Below are 19807 nucleotides of genomic sequence, written 5' to 3'. Positions count from 1 at the left end.
AAAGCTTTAAACTCATTCATATTTCATGCTATAAAAAGAATGACAGCGTTGCGGGAAGAAAGAGAACCCATAAACTTCTCGTTTTGGTGTTTTGAAGCTTCATTTTATGGCTAAAATGAAGTCTCAACAGAACCTAGAATAATGACCTACAATTGTAACAATCCAAGCACAATTTTATAAACAATAAAAACAAGTTGAGGTTGTGTGAGTGTTCAATAGCACAAAGGCGACATTAGACCACGCCACAGTTGCAACAGAAAGGTTAAATGAAATGAAAGCTATTGATAAAGATGATCTATCATAAGTCCTCATGAGTATGTCAGCTTCAAGCGACTTAAACTTGATGTTGTCGGTTGTCAAATAGAAATGGTTATGGCCAAATAAAAAGAAGAACCATAATTAAAAACCTAAATAATTAGGTCTTGTTTTCACGAGATTTCTGCAATATGTCCCCATAAGGCATCCCACTCTAATCGTTTAATGGTCGTGGCTTGATAGAGATATTTAGTAATGGCAGAAAAAGAATGGCTGTTGCAGGCGAGGATGATAATATTAGCACTTCCTTTTACTGGAATGCTTACGGTATGAAGAAATTGTTTCTTAATACGGTTTAATAAGTTAAATTGTTCACTGGGATTGGCGAGATTAACAGCAAGGAAACCATATTTTTCCAGGTTTTTTTTACAATTTAGAAAAAAAACATCTGTATTGCACTCTGAGGGAAATGAATGTGCGTTATATAAATCGATGAGTATGTGCTTAAATGATGTTGATTCTTTTTGCATAAATTCGGTGGCATCTTGTTGAATAATTTCTAAATTCTTTATTTTATCCGCCATAAAAAATTTTTGCGCAATTGTAATGACATCGGGGTTTTTTTCAACAGCAATCAATGGGCTGCTGGAATTGTGTGAGGACAAATAATGTGCTGCTCCAGCTCCCCCTAATCCAAGCATACAGGTTTTTCCTGGCATGTTGCGCGCCAGCAAACATAAAACGGAGATATATTTTAAAATGGGTTTTTGCGGGTTTCTGCGGTGAATAACCGTTTGTAGAGCATCGCTGTCAAATGTCAACCAACGATAAATCAAATTTTGATAAACATGGGCGTTGTTTGTCGAGCTGTAAATACAATGACCAAATTTTGTTTTCCACATGATTATAACTGAAAAGGATAGATTGGCCCTAATCTAAGTATACCTGTTAATTCATCAAGAGCCTTAAAATTTTCTTCAATAAGTTGTGGATCATTAAAATCATCCGAACTTAATTCATTGCGATAATGGCGAAGGATCCAGTTTTCTAACATATTTAGCAAATGCTCGTCTATGATAACGCCCTGATGCATTGCCTTAAGTTCGTTATCATTCAATGGAACGCGAAGCCGTAAACAGGCAGGACCTCCTCCATTTCTCATGCTTTGTTTAAGCTCCATATAATATACTTTGTTAATTGGATTTCTGTCATCGGCAATCATTTGCTGGATAATGGTGTTAATTTTTGGATGTTCTGCACACTCTGTGGGGGCAATGAACATCATATGAGATGTCCCAGGTATTGTGATTAATTGTGAATTAAAAAAATAGGTACTAACTGCGTCATCAATACTCATTTCTTTAGAAGGTATTTCAATGATATTCAAAACGAAAGGAGCTTTTTTCTTTAGCTCTTTTAAAACCTCCGCTTGATTTAGAAAGGCTTCTTCATGAATTAAAAATACAGACTCATTTGCTACGGAAATAACGTCATTATGAAAAACACCTTGATCAATAGCAACTGGGTTCTGACAGGCAAACACGACTTGTTCGGGATTTAAAAGATGACTTCTGGCGATTGCTTTGGAGGCTTCCAGTGTTTGTCGTGCGGGATAGCGTTTAGGGAGGGGATTTATTTGCCGATGAGCTAGTGCTTGTTTGTCGTAGACCAGTAAGTAAACGGCAGGAGAATGATGATGTTCACACAGGCGATTATGATTGGCAGCACCTTCATCACTGGTTGTTGAAGAAGGTGGCAGAATTGGATGATGTTGAAAAAAGCGCTCATCATTGAAAATGATTTTTAAAAGCTTGCTGGAAAATTCAGCTTCTTGCTGGCGATGTAAATTACTGATCAGATTTGCTGCTGTAAAATGAACTTTCCTGTCAGCGGTATCGATGCTGGCAGTTACTGTAGCAGCATTGGCAGCCCACATACTGGAAGCTGAATAGACAGCATTTAACAGTCCCGGAGCCTCCTTTTTCGCTTTGTCGATTTTCTGTACAAAAGATCCGGTAAAACCAAGTTGCTCGAGTAAATGAAGATTAGGACGTTGATGTGGCGGAAGGAGGGCTTGCTTGACTCCATGCTCATGCAACAAACGCATTTTCGCTAACCCTTGCAACGCCGCAGCCTTGGGGTTAGCAACCGTTAATGCATTCACTGCCGAGGCAATATTTCCTACGGACAAACCCGCATAATTATGTGTGGGACCTACTAGCCCATCGATGTTTAATTCATATACTGACACGTTCTATTCTCCCAAGCCAGGAAGAAGCTTATCAGGTAAAGTTAATTCAGACTGCTCCTGGCTTGCTATAGGATAAGCGCAGTAATCGGCTGCGAAATAGGCGCTTGGTCTATGATTACCGCTTATACCAACTCCGCCAAAGGGCAGACTACTTGCTGCGCCTGTCGTAGGCCTATTCCAGTTAATCAGTCCAGCCTTTACTGAATTAAAAAAATAGTGATATTGCTGCTCATTTTCGCTTAGCAAGCCGGCGCATAAACCATATCGAGTCTCATTAGCCAAACCCAGTGCCTGTTCAAAATCCGAATAACGATAAACTTGAATCAAGGGTGCGAAAATCTCCTGATCGAGAGGTTTTTTGACCTCTGTCATTTCAATAATGCCTGGGGAAAGCAGTCCAGTATTTTCCTTCAACAAGCGCATTTTTAGTAAAGCTTTTCCCCCTCTGGCCATCAAGTCTTTTTGCGCATCAAGATGTTTTATGGCTTGCTCGTGACTGATAACAGGTCCCATGAAGGGTTCAGGAGTCTCTGTGAATTCGCCTGTTTTAATGGCTTGGCTTGATTGGATGAGTTGGGATAAAAAGCTATCACCGGTTTCACTGTCAGGGATGATTACGCGTCTTGCGCAGGTACAACGTTGTCCGGCGGTAAGAAATCCTGATAGCAAGGTGTGATAAACGGTAGCTTGAATGTTTGAAATTTCTCCAATGACCAAAGGGTTATTTCCGCCCATTTCCAGGGCCAGAATGACCTCTGGTCGATCAGCAAATCGTTGGTGAATATTTAATCCAGTTAAATAGCTTCCCGTAAAATAAACACCTTGTATGTCTTGTGACAATATAAATTTGGCACTATCGGCATCTCCTTGTAAGCAATTGATTACCCCATCCGGTATACCGCTGTTTTGCCAGCATATCATGATCAATTCAGCTACAGAGGGCGTAAGTTCGCTGGGCTTATAAAGTACGGTATTGCCAGCAAGAAGTGCTGGAACAATATGTCCATTACTAAGATGAGCGGGAAAATTAAATGCCCCTAAAACGGTAACCACACCATGTGGTTTATAGCGTAAGTTTGAAGTAATCTCATTCTTATAAGATTTGGCTGTGGTTCTTTCTTTGTGAGCCTGTATGGACAATTTGACTTTTCCAATCACCGAATCGACTTCTGTACGAGCTTCCCATAAGGGTTTTCCTGTTTCCAGGGCTATGAGTTGGGTTAATTCCTCTCTTTTTTTCTCTACTTGCCTGGAAAAAGACAAGGCAAACTCACATCTTTGCTCAAAATCCAGCGATGACCATTTAAAAAAAGCTTTTTTGGCAGCAAGATAGGCGGAATTTATATGTTCTTCTGAAGCTGCATATCCTTGCCAGAATATCTCTCCATTTGCTGGGTTCACAGATACCAGAGGTGTCTTGCTATCATTAATCCAATTACCGTTTATAAACTGTCCTTTACCGAATTCCCTGTCTGTCATGCTACCCATCATATAACCTCGTCTGAATTAAGTGGATTCATTGATGTTTAAAGGAACAATGCGTAATGAATCGCCAATTTGAACTTGTAGTAAATCTGCTGTGGTCTTGGAAATAAGACATGTTTTCTGTTCTTTATTATGAACGACTTGGCCAATGGTTGCGCGAAAATCAAGCTGTGTGTTTGCTACAATGTAGTCTTTGCTGATGACGTCATCAAGAATATTTTGAATGTTCACCTTTTCACTGAGTGAAACGGTTTTAATGTCATTTAATGGAGCCTCAATTGTAGGACCGGCATCAAAAATGTCTATATAGTTGATGTTACGAAATCCTTCTTTTAATAAAATGTTCATTGCGGGGACTGTGTTCGGATGAGGTTTACCAATAGCTTTTTGTGCCTCTTGTGAAAGAAGTTTGACAAAAATCGGACTTGTTGGCATTAAATCAGCAATAAACTCTTTATTAGTAAATAAAACCAAACGATCGGCTTCGGCAAAAGACATGTGAAAAAAATGGTCACCAAGGGCGTCCCAAAAAGGTGAGCGGCCTTGGTTGTCCGAAACTCCTCTCATTTCTGCAATAATGACGGGAGAAAAACGATGAGGGAAATTTGCCATAAAGATGAAACGTGACTTTGATAATAATAAACCATTGCCGCTGTGTCTGTAATCCGAATCAAGAAACAAGGTGCAGATCTCAGTTTTGCCCTGGTTATCATTAACCAGATTGAGAACTTCGTTATCAATGCGAATATTTAATGAGTGACAGATACGTGATTGTCTGGATAGTTTATAAGAGTAGAAGGGCAAATCATGACCTATACATGCTTCAATAGCAGATGTTCCAATAACTTTGGATGATTGAGTATCTTCAAGGACAAAGAAATAATACTCATTAGCTGGCTCCTGGAGTTTTTTTTGAAAAGAATCTTCTGACCACTGAAGACGTTTGCGAAGCAAGGCTTTTTCTTTAGGGAGTGTTGTCATCCCTATGCCGCTTTGTTTTGCCAGTTGATGAATAGCGGAAAGATCGGATGTTTTTACTTTACGAAAGAGCATCATGACTGGATATCCTCAAGTCCTCCTTGAGCAAGATCACTGAGTAAAAGAGCGCTGAGTGCCGCTCGTTCATAGAGGCTTTCCAAAACAATAAATTCATCAGGACTGTGAATATGGCCGCCCCTGACACCTAAGGTATCGAGTACAGGCAATCCAAGAGAAGCAAGATTATTACCGTCACAACATCCACCGCTGTCTTTCCAGTCTATGCTTAGAGCTAATTTTTCTCCACAGCTTTGCAGACGCGAAAAAAGACGTTCGGTGCTTCTGCAGACCCGTTTCACAGGTCTTGCGAATTCTCCCTCAATCTGGAGTGAATAATCAGGTCTTTTCAATTTAGACACCAAGGCGTTTAACTGCTGCCTTACCCAATGCTCATCCTCAGGTAGGCTGATGCGTATATCTAGCTTGACCACCGCTTTATCTGGAACAATATTCAAAGCATCTCCACCTGCTATTTTGCCCACATTAATAGTGACACCGTCTCGCAAGCCATTCAGAGCGTGTATTTCTGTGATCACTTCCGCCATATAGCAGATTGCATTACGACCCTCATAGAAGGCACGTCCGGCGTGTGCCGCTTTTCCTGTCGCAATAACAGTCATTTTACCACTGCCTTTACGGTTTTTGGCCAACGTGCCATTTTTAGTCATTGCAGGCTCATAAACCAGAGCCGCCTGGTAATGTGGAGCAAGCTCATTGAAAAGCACTGAAGATGAGGGGGATCCGATCTCCTCATCTGCATTTATCAATACATCCCAACCGAGCTTATCGGCAGCTTTATTTTGCTCAAAGGCAGATAGGGCATGGAGCATGACAATTAAACCGCCTTTCATGTCTGACACACCAGGACCGTTAATTTCATGGTCACTGATATATCTGAGTTTCTGAAAAAGACTGTCTGCAGGATACACTGTATCCATATGGCCACAAAGCAATACCCGTCTTTTCAATTCTGGTCTTTTTCGAATCCATAGCGCATCACCGCATTTCTGCTGCACAATGTGACCAGACATATTTATCGTAGTGAAGGTCGGTAGTTTCCTGGTGTAGATTTCGTCAGCCAAGGGTGTATAAACATCAATCAATACTTTTGACATGCCTGCAAGACCGGCTAAATTTTCACTACCGGAATTGATTTCACAGAACTGATGTAATTGATCGATCATTTTCCGCTCGCCGGATTTTACATGATCAATTAGCTCTTTTAATGGTTCCATACATCTATCATCCATAGATCAGAGCTAGAACATTAGCTTAAAACCAACTGCTTCGCAAGATAGGCATTGGATTAGATTGAACTGGCAAACAGATGTTATTGAACGATGATCTGCGGGATATTTGGGTTTCGATCAATTTTGCTATCAGATTCTTTTTCTTTCTGAATGCTCTCTTCAGCACATGAGATTTTTTCCATTCCCGTAATGATTTCTTTTCTTTCCTGAGCAAAAAAACCTGCTTTTGTCGTTGCCCAGCCTTTTTTCAACAATGAGGTATAACGACCTGCAGTAAAAGCAAGGGCGATGGCACCAAGGAGTGCTTTCATTAAGCCGGCGAGAACATATAACGGAGGATAGTTTATTTGAAGATTTTCCTGTAATTTCTGAAATTGCTGTAAATTATTCGTGTCTTGAGGTTTTAAAAGAACATTGGGCGTACGTGATACCACCTCCAGCAATAGGCGCTGATTACTTACATTTTCCTGATAGAGTTGTTCAGCCTGACTTAATATTTTTTTAGCAATTGTTTTATGTTCAGAAGCGATATTGTCTGCCTTATCAATTTCATTGATATTTTGTTCAACCCTTAATTTTATCAGTTGTCTGACACGCGAGTGCGGGCAATTCATGTCACGCCAGTGGATTAACCAGGATTTCGCTTCATTTTGCTTGATATCTTCATAATTGGCATTGACATAACGGTCAATGACATTCCAGAGGCGTTTCAAATGATGATTGATTCCTCGTCCCTTAACTGCCGTAGGTGCTGCCAGTATGGCTTCATTAAACTCATCCTGGGTCATTGGATGGTCAGTACCAAAGGATTTCAAAAGATTGTAATACGCTGAAGAAACGCCCCCACGGTCAATGGCATCTTTACAACTAAAATTGACGCTGACCGGATTTAGAGTTGTTAGAATATAATCCGTTAATTTAAATTTACAAAAATGAAACCAGGCCGCTTGACGCTCAGCTCTGCTTAAATCCGCATTTTCTTCTATCCCAAGTTCGGCAAAGCTTAGTTTTATCAGGTCGCTGATTTTTTTCTTTTCCTCAGCTTCATCGGCAAATAACCGCTTTCTGATTTTAGGAGAGATATGAAAATCTTTGATTTTACGAGAATGGTCTGGATCTTCTAAGGCTATGGCCAAAAATTCCTTAAACACATCATCATATTTTAAGGAAGAACGTGTTTTTTTATAATGATCTTCTTTCATTAAACCGCCGTCAGCCGGCAAGGTAATAACGGCGATATTATCGTGTCGATCTTCCAGTCCTTCCAACTCTTTAGTGATTTCCTGCTCACTTAATAAAGGTGGCGGGGTAAAACCATCGCGATGAAGATTATTAATATAAACATGTGTGATTCTGGGGGTATCTTTTTTTTCAGGAGGATATTTTTTCTTTTGTATCCTAAGCCAATGCTCAAAGAAGGGATTTATACGATAATCGTTATGATGACGCTGGCCTTGTGTTCCAAAACGATATTCGGTTGGATATGTTTGGTGATTTTGATATTCGTAATGGCGAATACTTGGAATGTTGGTTTGGTACTGGCTTTTATAGTCTCCAAAGTTGGAAAGCAAACGCTGCCAGGCTTCCCCGGATTTTACTGGATGATTAACGCTATGTTGAGGGGGTAAGGGTATTTTTTTTAAACTTTTGGTGATTCTTCTTTCATTGGAACCCTTTCTAGGCGTTGTAGTATCCGCCAAATATTTAAATTGTTTGTAGACTGAATTTAAAATATTATTGTCGTTATGGTAAATGGCAAAAAAGAAATCATCCAGTTGTTCCTCCTGTCCTTTTTGCTTGGCCGTTTCTTTTATCTCAGTAAGGTTTTTTTCTAAAAGTTTAAATAAAAGATAATAGACGTTTCCATAGATGACTTTTTGATTGTAAACGCTATCTTTTATTTTTTTTAATATCTCGACTAATAATTCATCATGCTGCGAAAGGATATCAAGTATAAACGCAGGAACAGAGAGATTTTTTAAGTAGGCATAACTATTTTGATTATGCATGCTTGCGCTGTTTAAAACAGTTGATTTGCTTTTTTCTCTTGCCATGAGAACGTTTTGCCTTATGATAGATATTATCATTGCTTTTAACATCGAAAATATACCATAAAAATGATTTTAAGTGCAAATAAATTGATCAGTTGTTCTCCTGTTCATGAGGAATGGCAGGAGCTGCTTAATGTTGCTCTACAAACGGTAGACAATGACTATCTGAAAGAAATTCAAACTGATGAATCCTGGCTTCCAGGTCTAAACAGACTTTTTTCTGCCTTTAGTCTTTCTCTATCAAGGGTAAAATATATTTTATTGGGTGAGTCACCATACCCCAGAGAGGAATCGGCCAATGGCTATGCATTTTGGGATGATTCTGTGGGGTCTTTATGGAGTGAAAGTGGTTTATCAAAGTCAGTTAATCGAGCTACATCACTGCGCAACTGGATGAAGGCTTTACTGCTGGCAAGAGGAGATCTGCAGGATGATCTATCGCAGCAGGCTATCGCCAGGATAGATAAGTCAGGCCTGGTGCAAACTGCAGAAGCTTTTTTTCAAGGTATGATGAAAAAAGGATTTCTGCTGTTGAATGCTTCACTGATTTATAGTAAAGGAGAAGTGAAGTATCATGCAAAACACTGGCGGCCTTTTATTCATAGTATACTTTGTCAGTTGGAAGTGATTAGTCCATCGATACAATTGGTTTTATTTGGTAAAATAGCGGATAATGTTCCAAAAACATCGTTAAAAACGGCTTTGATGGCAGAACACCCTTTTAATATCAGTTTCATTACCAACCCTGCCGTACTAAGCTTTTTTAAACCTTTTGACTTATTGGCACGTTATGAATGAATCAACCATTGACCTTCAGGAAATTTCCAAATTTGAACAGCATGCCAAAGACTGGTGGGATCCTGATGGTCCGTTAAAAACCCTGCATGATATCAACCCTTTGAGATTGGAATTTATACTGATGCATCAGTCATTGGGAGGAAAAAAAGTGCTCGATGTGGGTTGTGGTGGGGGACTGTTAACGGAAGCCATGGCTCGTAAAGGGGCAAATTGTATGGGGGTTGACGCTGAGAAAAACGTTATAGAAGTGGCAAAATCGCATGCGGCATCTCAAAAGGATTTGGCTCTTTCTTATCATTCCGTGGCTATAGAGGATGTTCAAGATGAAAATTTTGATATTGTTACCTGCATGGAAATGCTGGAGCATGTACAACATCCTGAGTTGGTTTTGCAGCATAGTGCGCGGGTGTTAAAACCAGGGGGCTGGTTATTTCTTTCCACGATAAATCGCTCTTTAAAAGCCTATGTTGGTGTTATCTTGGCCGCGGAGTATCTGTTGGGTCTTTTACCTAAACAAACGCATGATTATAATAAATTGATTAAGCCCAGTGAATTGGCTCAATTTGTTAGGGACGCAGATCTGAATATAAAGGATATGAAAGGGATGAGATATAATCCTTTTCTCAGAACAGCGGTATTAACTTCGGATGTTTCGGTTAATTATTTGTTCGCCTGCCAAAAAAGTGAATAATTCAAGTCATCAAAAAACGCACGAGAATGTTGGAGAACACAGGTCAAAACTATATTCTCCTTTTAGCGAGAATGTTTTTTTCCACCATATCTTTCCTGGTAACGTTGATAAGCATATTTGGCCTGTTCCTCAGTAACCACATCTACTTCATTTCCATAAATGTCTACTCTTGCAGCATCCACTTTTTGACAACTTAAATAGGCAGGTGATGCACTGTAGTAATTTAGTGCCTCTCTTAAGGATTTTTTACTGAAAGGAGGGGAGTCAAGCCGTTCATAAAAATCAATGATATCATCAAAGATACCAATTTTCAGAGGCTTAACCTGAGAGCCTTTTTTAAAAAAAGCAGCTGGGAAGTGTTCTATTAACCAATCAATAACAAACAATTTGTCTTTTTTTGCAATATCGGATTGTTGATTCATAAGCGCACCTTTATGGTTATTCAATTTATAGAATAATGATGTGTTATGCTCTGCTTAAAATAAACATCTTCTTTAGGTTAATCAAGTCTCTTGGCTTTTCATTATTGAAAGATATAAGAAATTTCTCAAGTTTTTGTAAGAAAGCCGCGATATTAGTGCAAGCACATTGCTTGTGTGGGTTTTAATATATTGATATTTAAAATTTATTTTTTTCGTCCATTATGATAATAATTTTTATAGCAAATATACTCTGCCTTGCTAATGTTAATCTCTGCTGCTAGATTTAAGTTAGGACTTGCAAGGATGGCGAGTTCGATAAAAGGAATTACATACCTACTAAGGAGTTGTTCAGGGAAGAACATCGGTTCATGGAAGATAACAGGAAGTTTTCACGGGAAGACTGCGAAAAGCCAGGGTCTGTTTACCCTGGCTTTATATTTACCCGATAAACCCGGAATGCGTGAGAAAATATTTATCCGGATAATAGGCAAAAACAACCGATCCGTTTTTAATGGCATTAATCAGCGGCTTGGCCAGTGTTTTTGCAACAGCTGGGCAGCCCCAAGAGCGGCCTGCTCGCCCAGTTTTCTTGATAAAAGAAGGTTCTACATACCATGCTCCATGAATAACAACTCTTCGCTGATAAGCATTGTTGTTAACTCCTTTTTCAAGTCCAAGGAGATTCAGGGAATAACCTTTGGAGCCCATATAGGTATCACGGGTGACGAATGTTCCAAGGCTTGATTCTTTGCTGGAGTTTTTATTTGAGAAATGGTGAGGAGTGTTAACACCGGAATTTTTACCGTGTGCCACATAAGTATTATATAGAAGTTTATCTTTTTTAACATCAAAAACCCACATTCTTTGTTTATTGGATGGCAATGAGTAATCAATAACGGTAAGAATTGGTTTTTTTGCAATGCCAGATGATTTTGCTTTCTGATAGGCAGTTAAAGCCAGTCTTAAAACTTTTTTATTGAGGCTGGGTGCTTTTTCACTTAAATGATTGACTTCGGTTTGTATATCAAATGCAGGTGCAGCATATGATATTGTGCTCGATGTCAAGTTGCTTGCCAAAATAATGCTTGAAATCAAATAAAGTATTGAGTTCATAGTGCTCCTTATTTTACCTGCTTAAACTATAATGCTTATCAAACATTGAACAGTATTAAACATCATGAATAGATGCTGCTCAGTGTCAGTCTTGGTCTTCACAAGGATAAATTTCTGAGGGAAACAAGACCTTTAAGCAATCAAAGGTTGTTGATTATATCTACAAGTCAGGTAAATGTAAATTAATTAGGGTTTTTGTTAAACATCAGGTAGAATTATTATGCAATTCATAGGGTTAGAAAAAACAGTCTATTTTTGATTGATTAAAATATATGCGATTAGATCATAATAAATACTAAATCGCACAAAAAAAGGCGATTTATTTGTATAAATTATGTCTATAAAGTGTAAAATCAAAACAATCAGATGGCTCTGGTTCTATGTTTTCAGGTTTAACACGCGATTATTTTTGCTGTATTCACATTTTCTTTTGGCGTATTCTGCTCTATCATTAGTTCGTTTTGGCCATAGCTGCACTGGAGATTATTATGTTAGAACAAAAATCTCTGCACTTTCCGCAGGGTGTACGGAGCGTAATAAACAACGCTTACCGTATGGATGAGCTGACTTGTATCCATGAGTTGATTGATAAAGCTGCATTAAGCGATATTCAGAATGCCGCCATCAGAAAAAATGCTATTCAACTCGTTGAGGCGGTCAGAAATGCTCGAAGAAAAAGTACTGGCATAGATTCATTCTTAACCGAGTATGCACTATCAAGTGAAGAGGGTATTGCATTAATGTGCCTTGCCGAGGCTTTTTTACGTGTTCCAGACAGTGCTACGATTGACAGTTTGATTAAAGATAAACTTGCCGAAGGGGACTGGAGATCTCATCGTGGCCAAAGTCCCTCATTTTTTGTAAATGCCACAACCTGGGCTTTAATGTTAACTGGCAAAATTTTAACACCTGAAAAATCAGACAGCGTGTTGACGAAGGCCCTAATGAAATTGGTTAATCGCAGCAGTGAAAAATTTATTCGTTCAGCTGTAGAAAAAGCCATGCGTATTATGAGCAAACAATTTGTTATGGGACGAACAATTGATGAAGCCATCTCTCGTGCCAGAAAAAAGGAAGAACAAGGCTATTTATATTCTTATGACATGTTAGGGGAAGCTGCATTAACAGCGTTTGATGCTGAACGATATTTTCAGGCCTATGCCAATGCAATTGAAAAAATTGGCAAAAAAAGTAATAAAAAATTGGATATTTACCACAGCCCCGGCATTTCAGTAAAATTATCAGCTCTTCACCCCCGCTATTTCGAAGCACAGCATGAGCGTGTTATGAAGGAACTTTGCCCCCGTTTGCTTTCACTTGCACAAATGGCAAAGCAATATGATATTGCTTTAACTGTAGATGCTGAGGAAACGGAGCGTTTGGACTTATCTCTAGATATTATAGAAAAAGTTTTTTCTGATCAAAGCCTTACTGACTGGAATGGTTTTGGCTTGGCCGTACAATCTTATCAGAAACGTGCCTTTTATGTTCTGGACTGGGTGGCTGAGCTTGCAAGACGAGAAAAGCGGCGAATTATGGTTCGTCTCATTAAAGGTGCTTACTGGGACAGTGAGATAAAAAAAGCTCAGATGCAGGGCTTGTCAGAATATCCGGTATTTACACGCAAGGCATTTACCGACGTTTCTTTTCAGGCTTGTGTGCGAAAGATACTTACCATGACAGACGCCATTTATCCTCAATTTGCCACACATAATGCTTATTCTGTAGCGATGGTATTGAATCTCGTAGGTGAGTATCGGGATTTTGAGTTTCAGTGCCTGCATGGAATGGGAGCGGAGCTTTATGACGAAGTAGTGCCGCAAGATAAGTACAACATCCCCTGTCGAATATATGCTCCTGTAGGAAGTCATGAAGATTTATTGCCTTATCTTGTCCGCCGATTACTGGAAAACGGTGCGAACTCTTCTTTTGTCAATCGTATCGTTGATGAGAAAGCGCCCGTTAATGAATTGGCCGAAGATCCAATACATAAGGCAAGGCAGTTATTATCAAAAATCAATAACAATATTCCTTTACCTGAAAATATTTTCATGCCCGAGCGTAAAAATTCACGTGGTCTTGATTTAACAGATAGAAAGAAGAGAACTGAATTACAGCAAGAGCTTTCTGAAATAAAAAAGGAATGGAGAACCTTGCCTGTTGTTGCAGGAAAGACACGGTTTGCATCTGAAATTAAGGTCATTTCGCCGCAACAGCCGGATCGTGTGATTGGTTATGTCGCAGAAGCCACAAAAGAAGATATTGAATCAGCATTAGCACAGGCAGAGTCCTCTTTTAAGTCCTGGAGCCTGACATCCGTAGAACATCGGGTTAACTGCCTTGAGAAAATGGCTGGGCTGCTGGAAGAAAACATGACGGAACTGCTGGCAATGGCTTGCCTTGAAGCTGGTAAAACATGGAGTGATGGGATTGCTGAAGTTAGAGAAGCTGCGGATTTTTGTCGTTATTATGCAATAAGTGCCAGACAATTAATGGGGCAGCCTCTTAAATTATCAGGATACACCGGTGAAACGAATGAATTAAGTCTCCATCCGCGAGGCACCATACTCTGTATCAGTCCGTGGAATTTTCCTTTAGCTATCTTTACGGGACAAATTGTAGCTGCACTGGTTACAGGTAATTGTGTGATAGCCAAGCCGGCAGAACAAACGCCTTTGATTGCCGGTTTTGTTGTTAATTTATTGCTTAAAGCTGGAATTCCTGAAGGGGTGATTCAGTTATTGCCAGGAACAGGGGAAGCTGTAGGAGCTCCTTTGGTTGAAGATAAGAGGATTAAGGGAGTCATATTTACAGGTTCTACGGAAACAGCTAATCGCATTCATTCCAGTTTAGCCGCGAAAACAGGCGCTATTACGCCTCTGATAGCAGAGACAGGCGGTCAAAATGCCATGATTGTAGATTCATCGGCTTTACCAGAGCAAGTGATTATGGATGTACTGGTTTCTGCTTTTGGCAGTGCAGGTCAGCGTTGTTCGGCCTTACGTGTTTTATATATTCAGGATGAGGTGTATCCTCGTATGATGGAATTATTGAAAGGAGCAATGGCTGAACTTCAAGTAGGTGATCCTTCATGGTTTAAAACGGATGTAGGACCGGTTATTGATGCGGAAGCTTTGGCCAATTTACAAAAGCACGTAAAAAAAATGGCAGAAAAATATGAGATCATTTATCAATGTGATTTGAATGAAGAATGTGAGGGTGGCTATTTTATGCCACCTACAGCGATTGCCATTGATGAACTTGCAGCTCTGAAGCGAGAAGTATTTGGACCTGTATTACATGTGATTCGTTATCAGCGTAAAAACCTTGATCAGGTCATCAATGACATCAACAATACTCAATATGGTTTAACGCTTGGAGTCCATAGTCGTATTAATGAAACGATAGAATACATTCGTCAACGAGTTCATGTAGGTAATTGTTATGTAAATCGGAATATGACAGGGGCTATTGTTGGATTACAACCATTTGGTGGCGAGGAGCTGTCGGGAACAGGTCCCAAAGCAGGCGGACCTCATTATCTGCTAAGACTTTGCCATGAAAGAGTGTATACCATTGATACTACCGCGGCAGGAGGCAATGCCAGTTTGATGTCTTTATCCGAAGAAATATAAGGAAATTCGGCCCATCTATGAAGGTATGGCGCGCAAAAGCATTTCTGTTTCTTCCTCTTTTAGGAAAGGGAAGAAACAGATATTTGGGTAAGGCTATGCCACGGCTTCCTTGGAATCAAAATTTTCCTTTAGAGCGCGTCTTAATATTTTGCCGACATTGGTTTTAGGCAACTCATCATGAAATTCAATGATTTTTGGTACTTTATAAGCGGTTAAATGCTCTCGACAGTGGTTAATGATCTCTTCTTCAGTCAATCCAGGATTACGTTTGACAATACAGGCTTTTACCTTTTCTCCTGACTCAGCATCATTGACACCGATGACACCTACTTCCAAGACATCCGGGTGCATACCTATCACTTGTTCGACTTCATTAGGATAGACATTAAACCCTGAGACAACAATAAGATCTTTTTTGCGATCAACCAAATAGATATAACCTTCTTCATCCATTCTCGCAACATCACCGGTTTTTAAAAAACCATCAGCAGTAAAAACCAATGCAGTCTCATCAGGGCGTTGCCAGTATCCAGCCATCACTTGTGGGCCTTTAATGCATAATTCACCGCTATGGCCAATGGCCACATCCTGGCCATTTTCATCCCGAATGGCGATATCGGTTGAAGGTAATGGTAAGCCTACACTGCCATTATAACCTTCAACATACATCGGATTAATGGTCACAGCCGGACTTGTTTCAGTTAAACCATAGGCTTCCAATACTCGCGTTTTAGTGATTTCACTCCATCGAGTAGATACGCTTTTTTGTAAAGCCATGCCACCTGAAAGAGCAAGCTTTAGTTTTGAAAAATCAACTTCTTTAAACTTGGCATGATTAAGCAAAGCATTAAAAAGAGTATTCACACCTGTGATGGCGGTAAAACCGCTGTTTTTAATCTCCTGAATAAAATGTCCTATATCGCGGGGATTGGTAATAAGAATATTTTTAGCTCCGGCTTTAAGGAAGGTCAGACAATTCGCTGTTAGGGAGAAAATATGGTACAAGGGTAGTGCCGTGACGATAATATCCTGCTCTGTCTTTGACATTAAAGGTGAAATCCAAGTACTAGCCTGTAATACGTTGGCAATCATGTTACCGTGGGTCAGCATGGCTCCCTTGGCTACACCGGTTGTACCGCCTGTATATTGCAGAAAGGCAATATCCTCCTGATTAAGCATCACCCATGTCAATTCTCCTTCACGTCCTCTTTTCAGAGCATCATTAAATGAAACGGCCTGAGGAATATGATAGGTAGGAATCATTTTTTTGATATATTTAACCACGGAATTGACGATGACTCGTTTTACAACGGAAAATAAATCTGCAACTTCAGTGATAATAATATGTTTTAATTGCGGAATATGGGGCAACGCCTTTTCAACGGTATGGGCAAAATTGGCCAGAACTATAATGACTTCAGCCCCCGAATCATTCATTTGATGAATCACTTCATCACTGGTATAAAGTGGATTTGTATTGACGACAATATAACCTGCTCTGAGAATAGCAAACAGAGCAACGGGATATTGCAGCAGATTGGGCATCATAACAGCAACCCGAGCCCCTTTTTTCAAGCCTAATTGCTGGAGATAAACAGCAAGCTGTCGACTTAGTTTTTCCAAATCAGTATAACTGATCTCTGTTCCCATATTGTCATAGGCTGTTCGTTCATTGTATTTAGCGCAAGACTCATCAAATAAAGAGACCAGAGATGAATATTGATCCGTATTGATTTGCTTGGGTATGCCATCCTGATAATGCTCTAACCATCGTTTATCCACGTTGATATCCTTCTGTTATGATCTTCCTCATGCTAGTATAAACAAAAATAATGATGATGGATATTAGGAAGATGGCTGCAAATTCACTCAAATCCCAGGCTTTCAAACTAAAAGGCAGACTTTATACCTTTACTGTGCTTCAGGTAATTCATCCTGAAATCGAATTGTTTTCCCGGCAATTGACTGAAATCATTGCAAAAGCACCTAAACTCTTTGAAAACGCACCGGTTGTATTGGATTTTTCCTGTGTGAATCGGTTTGATTTTGACTTGAAGAATCTTTGCCAAGTTATCAGAGAGCAGGGGATCATTCCTGTAGCGATACAAGGTGGTAATTCTTTTCTCGACACCGTGGCCCAATGTCAAGGACTTGCGGTCTTGAAATCATCCTCTACACAGGATAAGCCTTTGGATGGCCAGGAACAGGAAAATGCACTGCCGGATTCAGTAAAAGCAAAAATTTATTCAGCACCAGTCCGTTCTGGTCAGCAAGTGGTTGCTAAAAACAGCGACTTGATCGTCACATCATCGGTGAGTCATGGAGCAGAACTGTTGGCTGATGGCCATATCCATGTTTATGGTGCATTGCGTGGACGAGTTTTGGCAGGAATTTCCGGTGATAGTGAGGCCAGAATATTCTGCATGTCTCTGGATGCTGAGTTGATCTCCATCGCTGGCTTTTATCGTTTAAGCGATGCGATTGATAGCCAGACAGGTCCCTGTCAGATTTATTTAAAAGATGAACATATACATATTGAGCCTTTATGATTGCAGCTGTTTTTATTTCTGATTTACATCTTAGTCCTGATGAACCTGATATCAGTCGTCGTTTTGATCACTTTCTTCTATGGGCACAACAGCACTCCGTGAAAACAATTTATATCTTAGGTGATTTCTTTCATGCCTGGCCAGGGGATGATGGTATCGATGAATGGTGTAAAGAAATCGCAAAAAAAATAAAATCACTAAGTTCAAAGGGTATTTTATTTTATTATATGCATGGTAATCGTGATTTTTTATTAGGTAAGCAGTTTGCAAAACTGGCTGGTTGGACGATGATTGATGAACCTGCATTAATAGATTGTGGCGAGGAAAAAGTGATGCTGGCGCATGGTGATGGTTATTGCACTCAAGATGTTCATCACCAACGCTTCAGACGTTTAACGCGTAATCGCTGGTTTAAACGTTTTTTTCTATTTTTGCCTTATTTTTTGCGCATCAGGCTAGTCAAGGCTGTCCGTCAACGCAGCCAGTCAAATCGCAAGCCAATAGAGGCTATGGATGTGGTGGAAGAGGCCTTTTTATCCCACATGCAACAGATAAGTGTGAATACATTAATTCATGGACATACACATAAACCAGGTGTGCATCAATATGAAAAAAATAACCGTCTGTTTCGCCGCTATGTGCTGAGTGACTGGGATGACAGGCCACAATTATTGTGTTATGATAAATCAAAAGGTTTTTATTTTAACCAGTTGTCACTGGAAGCGGAGTGAGTAATGGCTGAAGAAAAGAGACAAAAAGAAATAGAAAAAAATCAAGAATTTAAAAAAGCTTATTTAGAGCAAGTTAGAGAAGACATACAACGTCGTTTGAAAGAAGAACAAGAGAATAGACTTGCCTTCAGGGTGGCAAAAAGAGAACCATCTGATAAGAAATTAATTGAAAAAGAAGAAGAAGCCTGGAAGCAGGTAGCCAAGGATTCAGAAAGTGATATAACGACTTTCAATGACTTACGTTACTTTATTACGGCAATGGCGAAAGATTCCAAGAAGTTTGCTGAAGCACTGTCTTATACCACGGAAAGACTTTCTACATGGATGGGAAGGGGCATAGGAGATCTCATACAAAGCAAAGCTATCGATCCTTTAACCAGGAAATGGGAGACTCGTGAAAGTCAGATTGAATTGCCTGATCTTTTATATGCTATAGATGTAGATGAAAACGGAAAGTTGAATTTTGAAGAATTAAAAGCAAAAGGCGGTTTAACGCCTAATGCAGCCGTGAATGTTTATTTTCAGGAACGGGTTAAGTTGTGGTTAGAGGAAAAGGGATATGTGGCTGATAAAGCAAATCCAGATAAGTATAGCCATAAGGTGTCAGGAGAGCCGCTTGATAAAGCTACGTTTGATGGATTGCGCAAGGAATTACATAAGACTTTAAATGAAGAACTTGCTCCGAATCTTGAAGAAACACAAACCACTTCTCCAGGTCCATAATCATTATCAATAAAATGCGATGTTCAACTTTTAGATTGCAGCAACCGCTTATCCACTTCATATGTGGTTTTACTATTGCAAGCTATGAGAATTTGAATGTTGAACATCACATAAATTGATTGTTGTTTTAAAGCGAGCCCGGAATTCCGCTGTGAAAGCGGAAAACCGTATCTTTTGAACAGATAAATTCATTCTCCAAATGGAGAAAAAAATCAAGTCGCTGATTAATTTCGCCGCCATATCTTTGCGCAAGATGTAAATAGTTTTCAAAATGCCTTGCTTCCGATTTCACCAGAGTTCTATAAAAACGCACTAGATGAGGATCATTAAGATGAGGAATAAGCTGGTAAAAGCGCTCACAGGATCTCGCTTCAATAATTGCTCCAATGATTAATTGATCTCGCAGCCTTTCCTTACCATTGTTCGCTGCTACATGTTGATGTAATTGCTGGGCATAATTAGAGGGTTTCAGTGGAGAAAAAGCAATGTTTTTCTGCTGAAGAATAGCAATGACTTTCTCAAAATGAAGGAGTTCCTCTCTGGCCAAGGGTGACATGATCTCAACAACAGCCTCTTTCTCCGGGTATTTGCTGATAAAATTAAGGGCAGTGGCAGCCGCTTTACGTTCACAATGCGCATGATCAATTAACAATATAGGCAAATGTTCAACGGCATATTCGATCCAGTCCTTAGGTGTAGCTGTTTTTAAAAAATCAAATAAAAACTGTAAATCGGAATTTAATGGCTTTGACATCGCTAAATACACTATACTTTAAAAAAATCGTCTTATAACACAGACTTTTGTAAATTCAAAT

16 protein-coding genes are annotated in these 19807 nt (G+C 39.6%); 6 read left to right on the top strand and 10 right to left on the bottom strand.

The window, feature by feature from the left end:
* Window positions 1–428: 428 nt before the first annotated feature.
* From E4T55_RS00890 to E4T55_RS00865, 6 genes are all read right to left on the bottom strand, one after another.
* On the bottom strand, window positions 429–1157 hold the full coding sequence (locus E4T55_RS00890) for a spermidine synthase (RefSeq protein WP_058501439.1): 729 nt from the start codon (window positions 1155–1157) through the stop codon (window positions 429–431).
* Window positions 1158–1159: 2 nt separating this feature from the next.
* Window positions 1160–2506 carry an N-succinylarginine dihydrolase gene (gene astB, locus E4T55_RS00885; protein ID WP_058501438.1) on the bottom strand — a complete coding sequence of 449 codons (1347 nt, stop codon included), beginning with the start codon at window positions 2504–2506 and terminating at the stop codon, window positions 1160–1162.
* Between the two features lie 3 nt (window positions 2507–2509).
* Window positions 2510–3985, bottom strand: coding sequence for a succinylglutamate-semialdehyde dehydrogenase (gene astD, locus E4T55_RS00880; RefSeq protein ID WP_058501503.1), 1476 nt, complete (start codon window positions 3983–3985; stop codon window positions 2510–2512).
* 27 nt (window positions 3986–4012) lie between these two features.
* Window positions 4013–5047 carry an arginine N-succinyltransferase gene (gene astA / locus E4T55_RS00875; RefSeq protein ID WP_058501437.1) on the bottom strand — a complete coding sequence of 345 codons (1035 nt, stop codon included), beginning with the start codon at window positions 5045–5047 and terminating at the stop codon, window positions 4013–4015.
* On the bottom strand, window positions 5044–6264 hold the full coding sequence (locus E4T55_RS00870) for a hydrolase (RefSeq protein ID WP_082636506.1): 1221 nt from the start codon (window positions 6262–6264) through the stop codon (window positions 5044–5046). Before E4T55_RS00870 ends, astA begins: the two co-directional genes overlap by 4 nt.
* Window positions 6265–6359: 95 nt before the next feature.
* On the bottom strand, window positions 6360–8288 hold the full coding sequence (locus E4T55_RS00865; RefSeq protein ID WP_131780708.1) for a hypothetical protein: 1929 nt from the start codon (window positions 8286–8288) through the stop codon (window positions 6360–6362).
* Window positions 8289–8396: 108 nt separating this feature from the next.
* On the opposite strand from E4T55_RS00865, the gene E4T55_RS00860 reads away from it, so the two are divergent.
* Both E4T55_RS00860 and ubiG read left to right on the top strand, forming a co-directional pair.
* Window positions 8397–9128, top strand: coding sequence for a uracil-DNA glycosylase family protein (locus tag E4T55_RS00860; RefSeq protein WP_058501435.1), 732 nt, complete (start codon window positions 8397–8399; stop codon window positions 9126–9128).
* Entirely contained in the window at window positions 9121–9819 is a 699-nt protein-coding gene (gene ubiG / locus E4T55_RS00855; RefSeq protein WP_058501434.1) for a bifunctional 2-polyprenyl-6-hydroxyphenol methylase/3-demethylubiquinol 3-O-methyltransferase UbiG, read from the top strand. Before E4T55_RS00860 ends, ubiG begins: the two co-directional genes overlap by 8 nt.
* Window positions 9820–9881: 62 nt before the next feature.
* On the opposite strand, the gene E4T55_RS00850 is transcribed toward ubiG, so the two are convergent.
* Together E4T55_RS00850 and E4T55_RS00845 are read right to left on the bottom strand one after the other, a co-directional pair.
* Window positions 9882–10241 carry a ProQ/FINO family protein gene (locus tag E4T55_RS00850; RefSeq protein ID WP_058501433.1) on the bottom strand — a complete coding sequence of 120 codons (360 nt, stop codon included), beginning with the start codon at window positions 10239–10241 and terminating at the stop codon, window positions 9882–9884.
* A 438-nt stretch (window positions 10242–10679) separates the two neighbouring features.
* Complete coding sequence (locus E4T55_RS00845) at window positions 10680–11354, bottom strand: murein L,D-transpeptidase catalytic domain family protein (protein WP_058501432.1); 675 nt, start codon at window positions 11352–11354, stop codon at window positions 10680–10682.
* A gap of 488 nt (window positions 11355–11842) precedes the next feature.
* Between E4T55_RS00845 and putA the strand changes: the two genes are divergently transcribed.
* Window positions 11843–14989 (top strand): bifunctional proline dehydrogenase/L-glutamate gamma-semialdehyde dehydrogenase PutA, encoded by a 3147-nt coding sequence (gene putA / locus E4T55_RS00840; protein WP_058501431.1) that lies wholly within the window; start codon window positions 11843–11845, stop codon window positions 14987–14989.
* A 93-nt stretch (window positions 14990–15082) separates the two neighbouring features.
* Here putA and E4T55_RS00835 read toward each other — a convergent pair whose 3' ends face one another.
* Window positions 15083–16771: an AMP-binding protein gene (locus tag E4T55_RS00835; protein WP_058501430.1), complete on the bottom strand. Its 1689-nt coding sequence runs from the start codon at window positions 16769–16771 to the stop codon at window positions 15083–15085.
* A gap of 71 nt (window positions 16772–16842) precedes the next feature.
* On the opposite strand from E4T55_RS00835, the gene minC reads away from it, so the two are divergent.
* Genes minC through E4T55_RS00820 form a run of 3 tightly spaced genes read left to right on the top strand, consistent with a single transcriptional unit; the run spans window position 16843 to window position 18992 of the window.
* The gene (gene minC, locus E4T55_RS00830) at window positions 16843–17538 is read left to right on the top strand and encodes a septum site-determining protein MinC (protein WP_058501429.1); all 696 of its coding nucleotides are present in this window, start codon (window positions 16843–16845) and stop codon (window positions 17536–17538) included.
* Window positions 17535–18269, top strand: coding sequence for a UDP-2,3-diacylglucosamine diphosphatase (locus E4T55_RS00825; RefSeq protein WP_058501428.1), 735 nt, complete (start codon window positions 17535–17537; stop codon window positions 18267–18269). Before minC ends, E4T55_RS00825 begins: the two co-directional genes overlap by 4 nt.
* Before the next feature lie 3 nt (window positions 18270–18272).
* Entirely contained in the window at window positions 18273–18992 is a 720-nt protein-coding gene (locus tag E4T55_RS00820) for a hypothetical protein (RefSeq protein WP_058501427.1), read from the top strand.
* Window positions 18993–19119: 127 nt separating this feature from the next.
* Here E4T55_RS00820 and E4T55_RS00815 read toward each other — a convergent pair whose 3' ends face one another.
* Entirely contained in the window at window positions 19120–19746 is a 627-nt protein-coding gene (locus tag E4T55_RS00815; RefSeq protein WP_058501426.1) for a MiaE family protein, read from the bottom strand.
* Window positions 19747–19807: the final 61 nt, after the last annotated feature.

Origin of the sequence: Legionella israelensis, assembly GCF_004571175.1 — a bacterium.
In the GTDB taxonomy this organism is placed as follows: domain Bacteria; phylum Pseudomonadota; class Gammaproteobacteria; order Legionellales; family Legionellaceae; genus Legionella_D; species Legionella_D israelensis.
This window is presented reverse-complemented; position numbering and strand designations above follow the sequence as displayed.

Excerpts from the sequence above, each read along its gene's own strand:
- E4T55_RS00845 (WP_058501432.1), bottom strand. The coding sequence starts at position 11,354 with ATGAACTCAATACTTTATTTGATTTCAAGCATTATTTTGGCAAGCAAC.
- putA (WP_058501431.1), top strand. The coding sequence starts at position 11,843 with ATGTTAGAACAAAAATCTCTGCACTTTCCGCAGGGTGTACGGAGCGTA.
- E4T55_RS00870 (WP_082636506.1), bottom strand. The coding sequence starts at position 6,264 with ATGGAACCATTAAAAGAGCTAATTGATCATGTAAAATCCGGCGAGCGG.
- E4T55_RS00860 (WP_058501435.1), top strand. The coding sequence starts at position 8,397 with ATGATTTTAAGTGCAAATAAATTGATCAGTTGTTCTCCTGTTCATGAG.
- ubiG (WP_058501434.1), top strand. The coding sequence starts at position 9,121 with ATGAATGAATCAACCATTGACCTTCAGGAAATTTCCAAATTTGAACAG.
- E4T55_RS00890 (WP_058501439.1), bottom strand. The coding sequence starts at position 1,157 with ATGTGGAAAACAAAATTTGGTCATTGTATTTACAGCTCGACAAACAAC.
- E4T55_RS00850 (WP_058501433.1), bottom strand. The coding sequence starts at position 10,241 with ATGAATCAACAATCCGATATTGCAAAAAAAGACAAATTGTTTGTTATT.
- minC (WP_058501429.1), top strand. The coding sequence starts at position 16,843 with ATGGCTGCAAATTCACTCAAATCCCAGGCTTTCAAACTAAAAGGCAGA.
- E4T55_RS00865 (WP_131780708.1), bottom strand. The coding sequence starts at position 8,288 with ATGCATAATCAAAATAGTTATGCCTACTTAAAAAATCTCTCTGTTCCT.
- E4T55_RS00820 (WP_058501427.1), top strand. The coding sequence starts at position 18,273 with ATGGCTGAAGAAAAGAGACAAAAAGAAATAGAAAAAAATCAAGAATTT.
- E4T55_RS00815 (WP_058501426.1), bottom strand. The coding sequence starts at position 19,746 with ATGTCAAAGCCATTAAATTCCGATTTACAGTTTTTATTTGATTTTTTA.
- astD (WP_058501503.1), bottom strand. The coding sequence starts at position 3,985 with ATGACAGACAGGGAATTCGGTAAAGGACAGTTTATAAACGGTAATTGG.
- E4T55_RS00825 (WP_058501428.1), top strand. The coding sequence starts at position 17,535 with ATGATTGCAGCTGTTTTTATTTCTGATTTACATCTTAGTCCTGATGAA.
- astA (WP_058501437.1), bottom strand. The coding sequence starts at position 5,047 with ATGATGCTCTTTCGTAAAGTAAAAACATCCGATCTTTCCGCTATTCAT.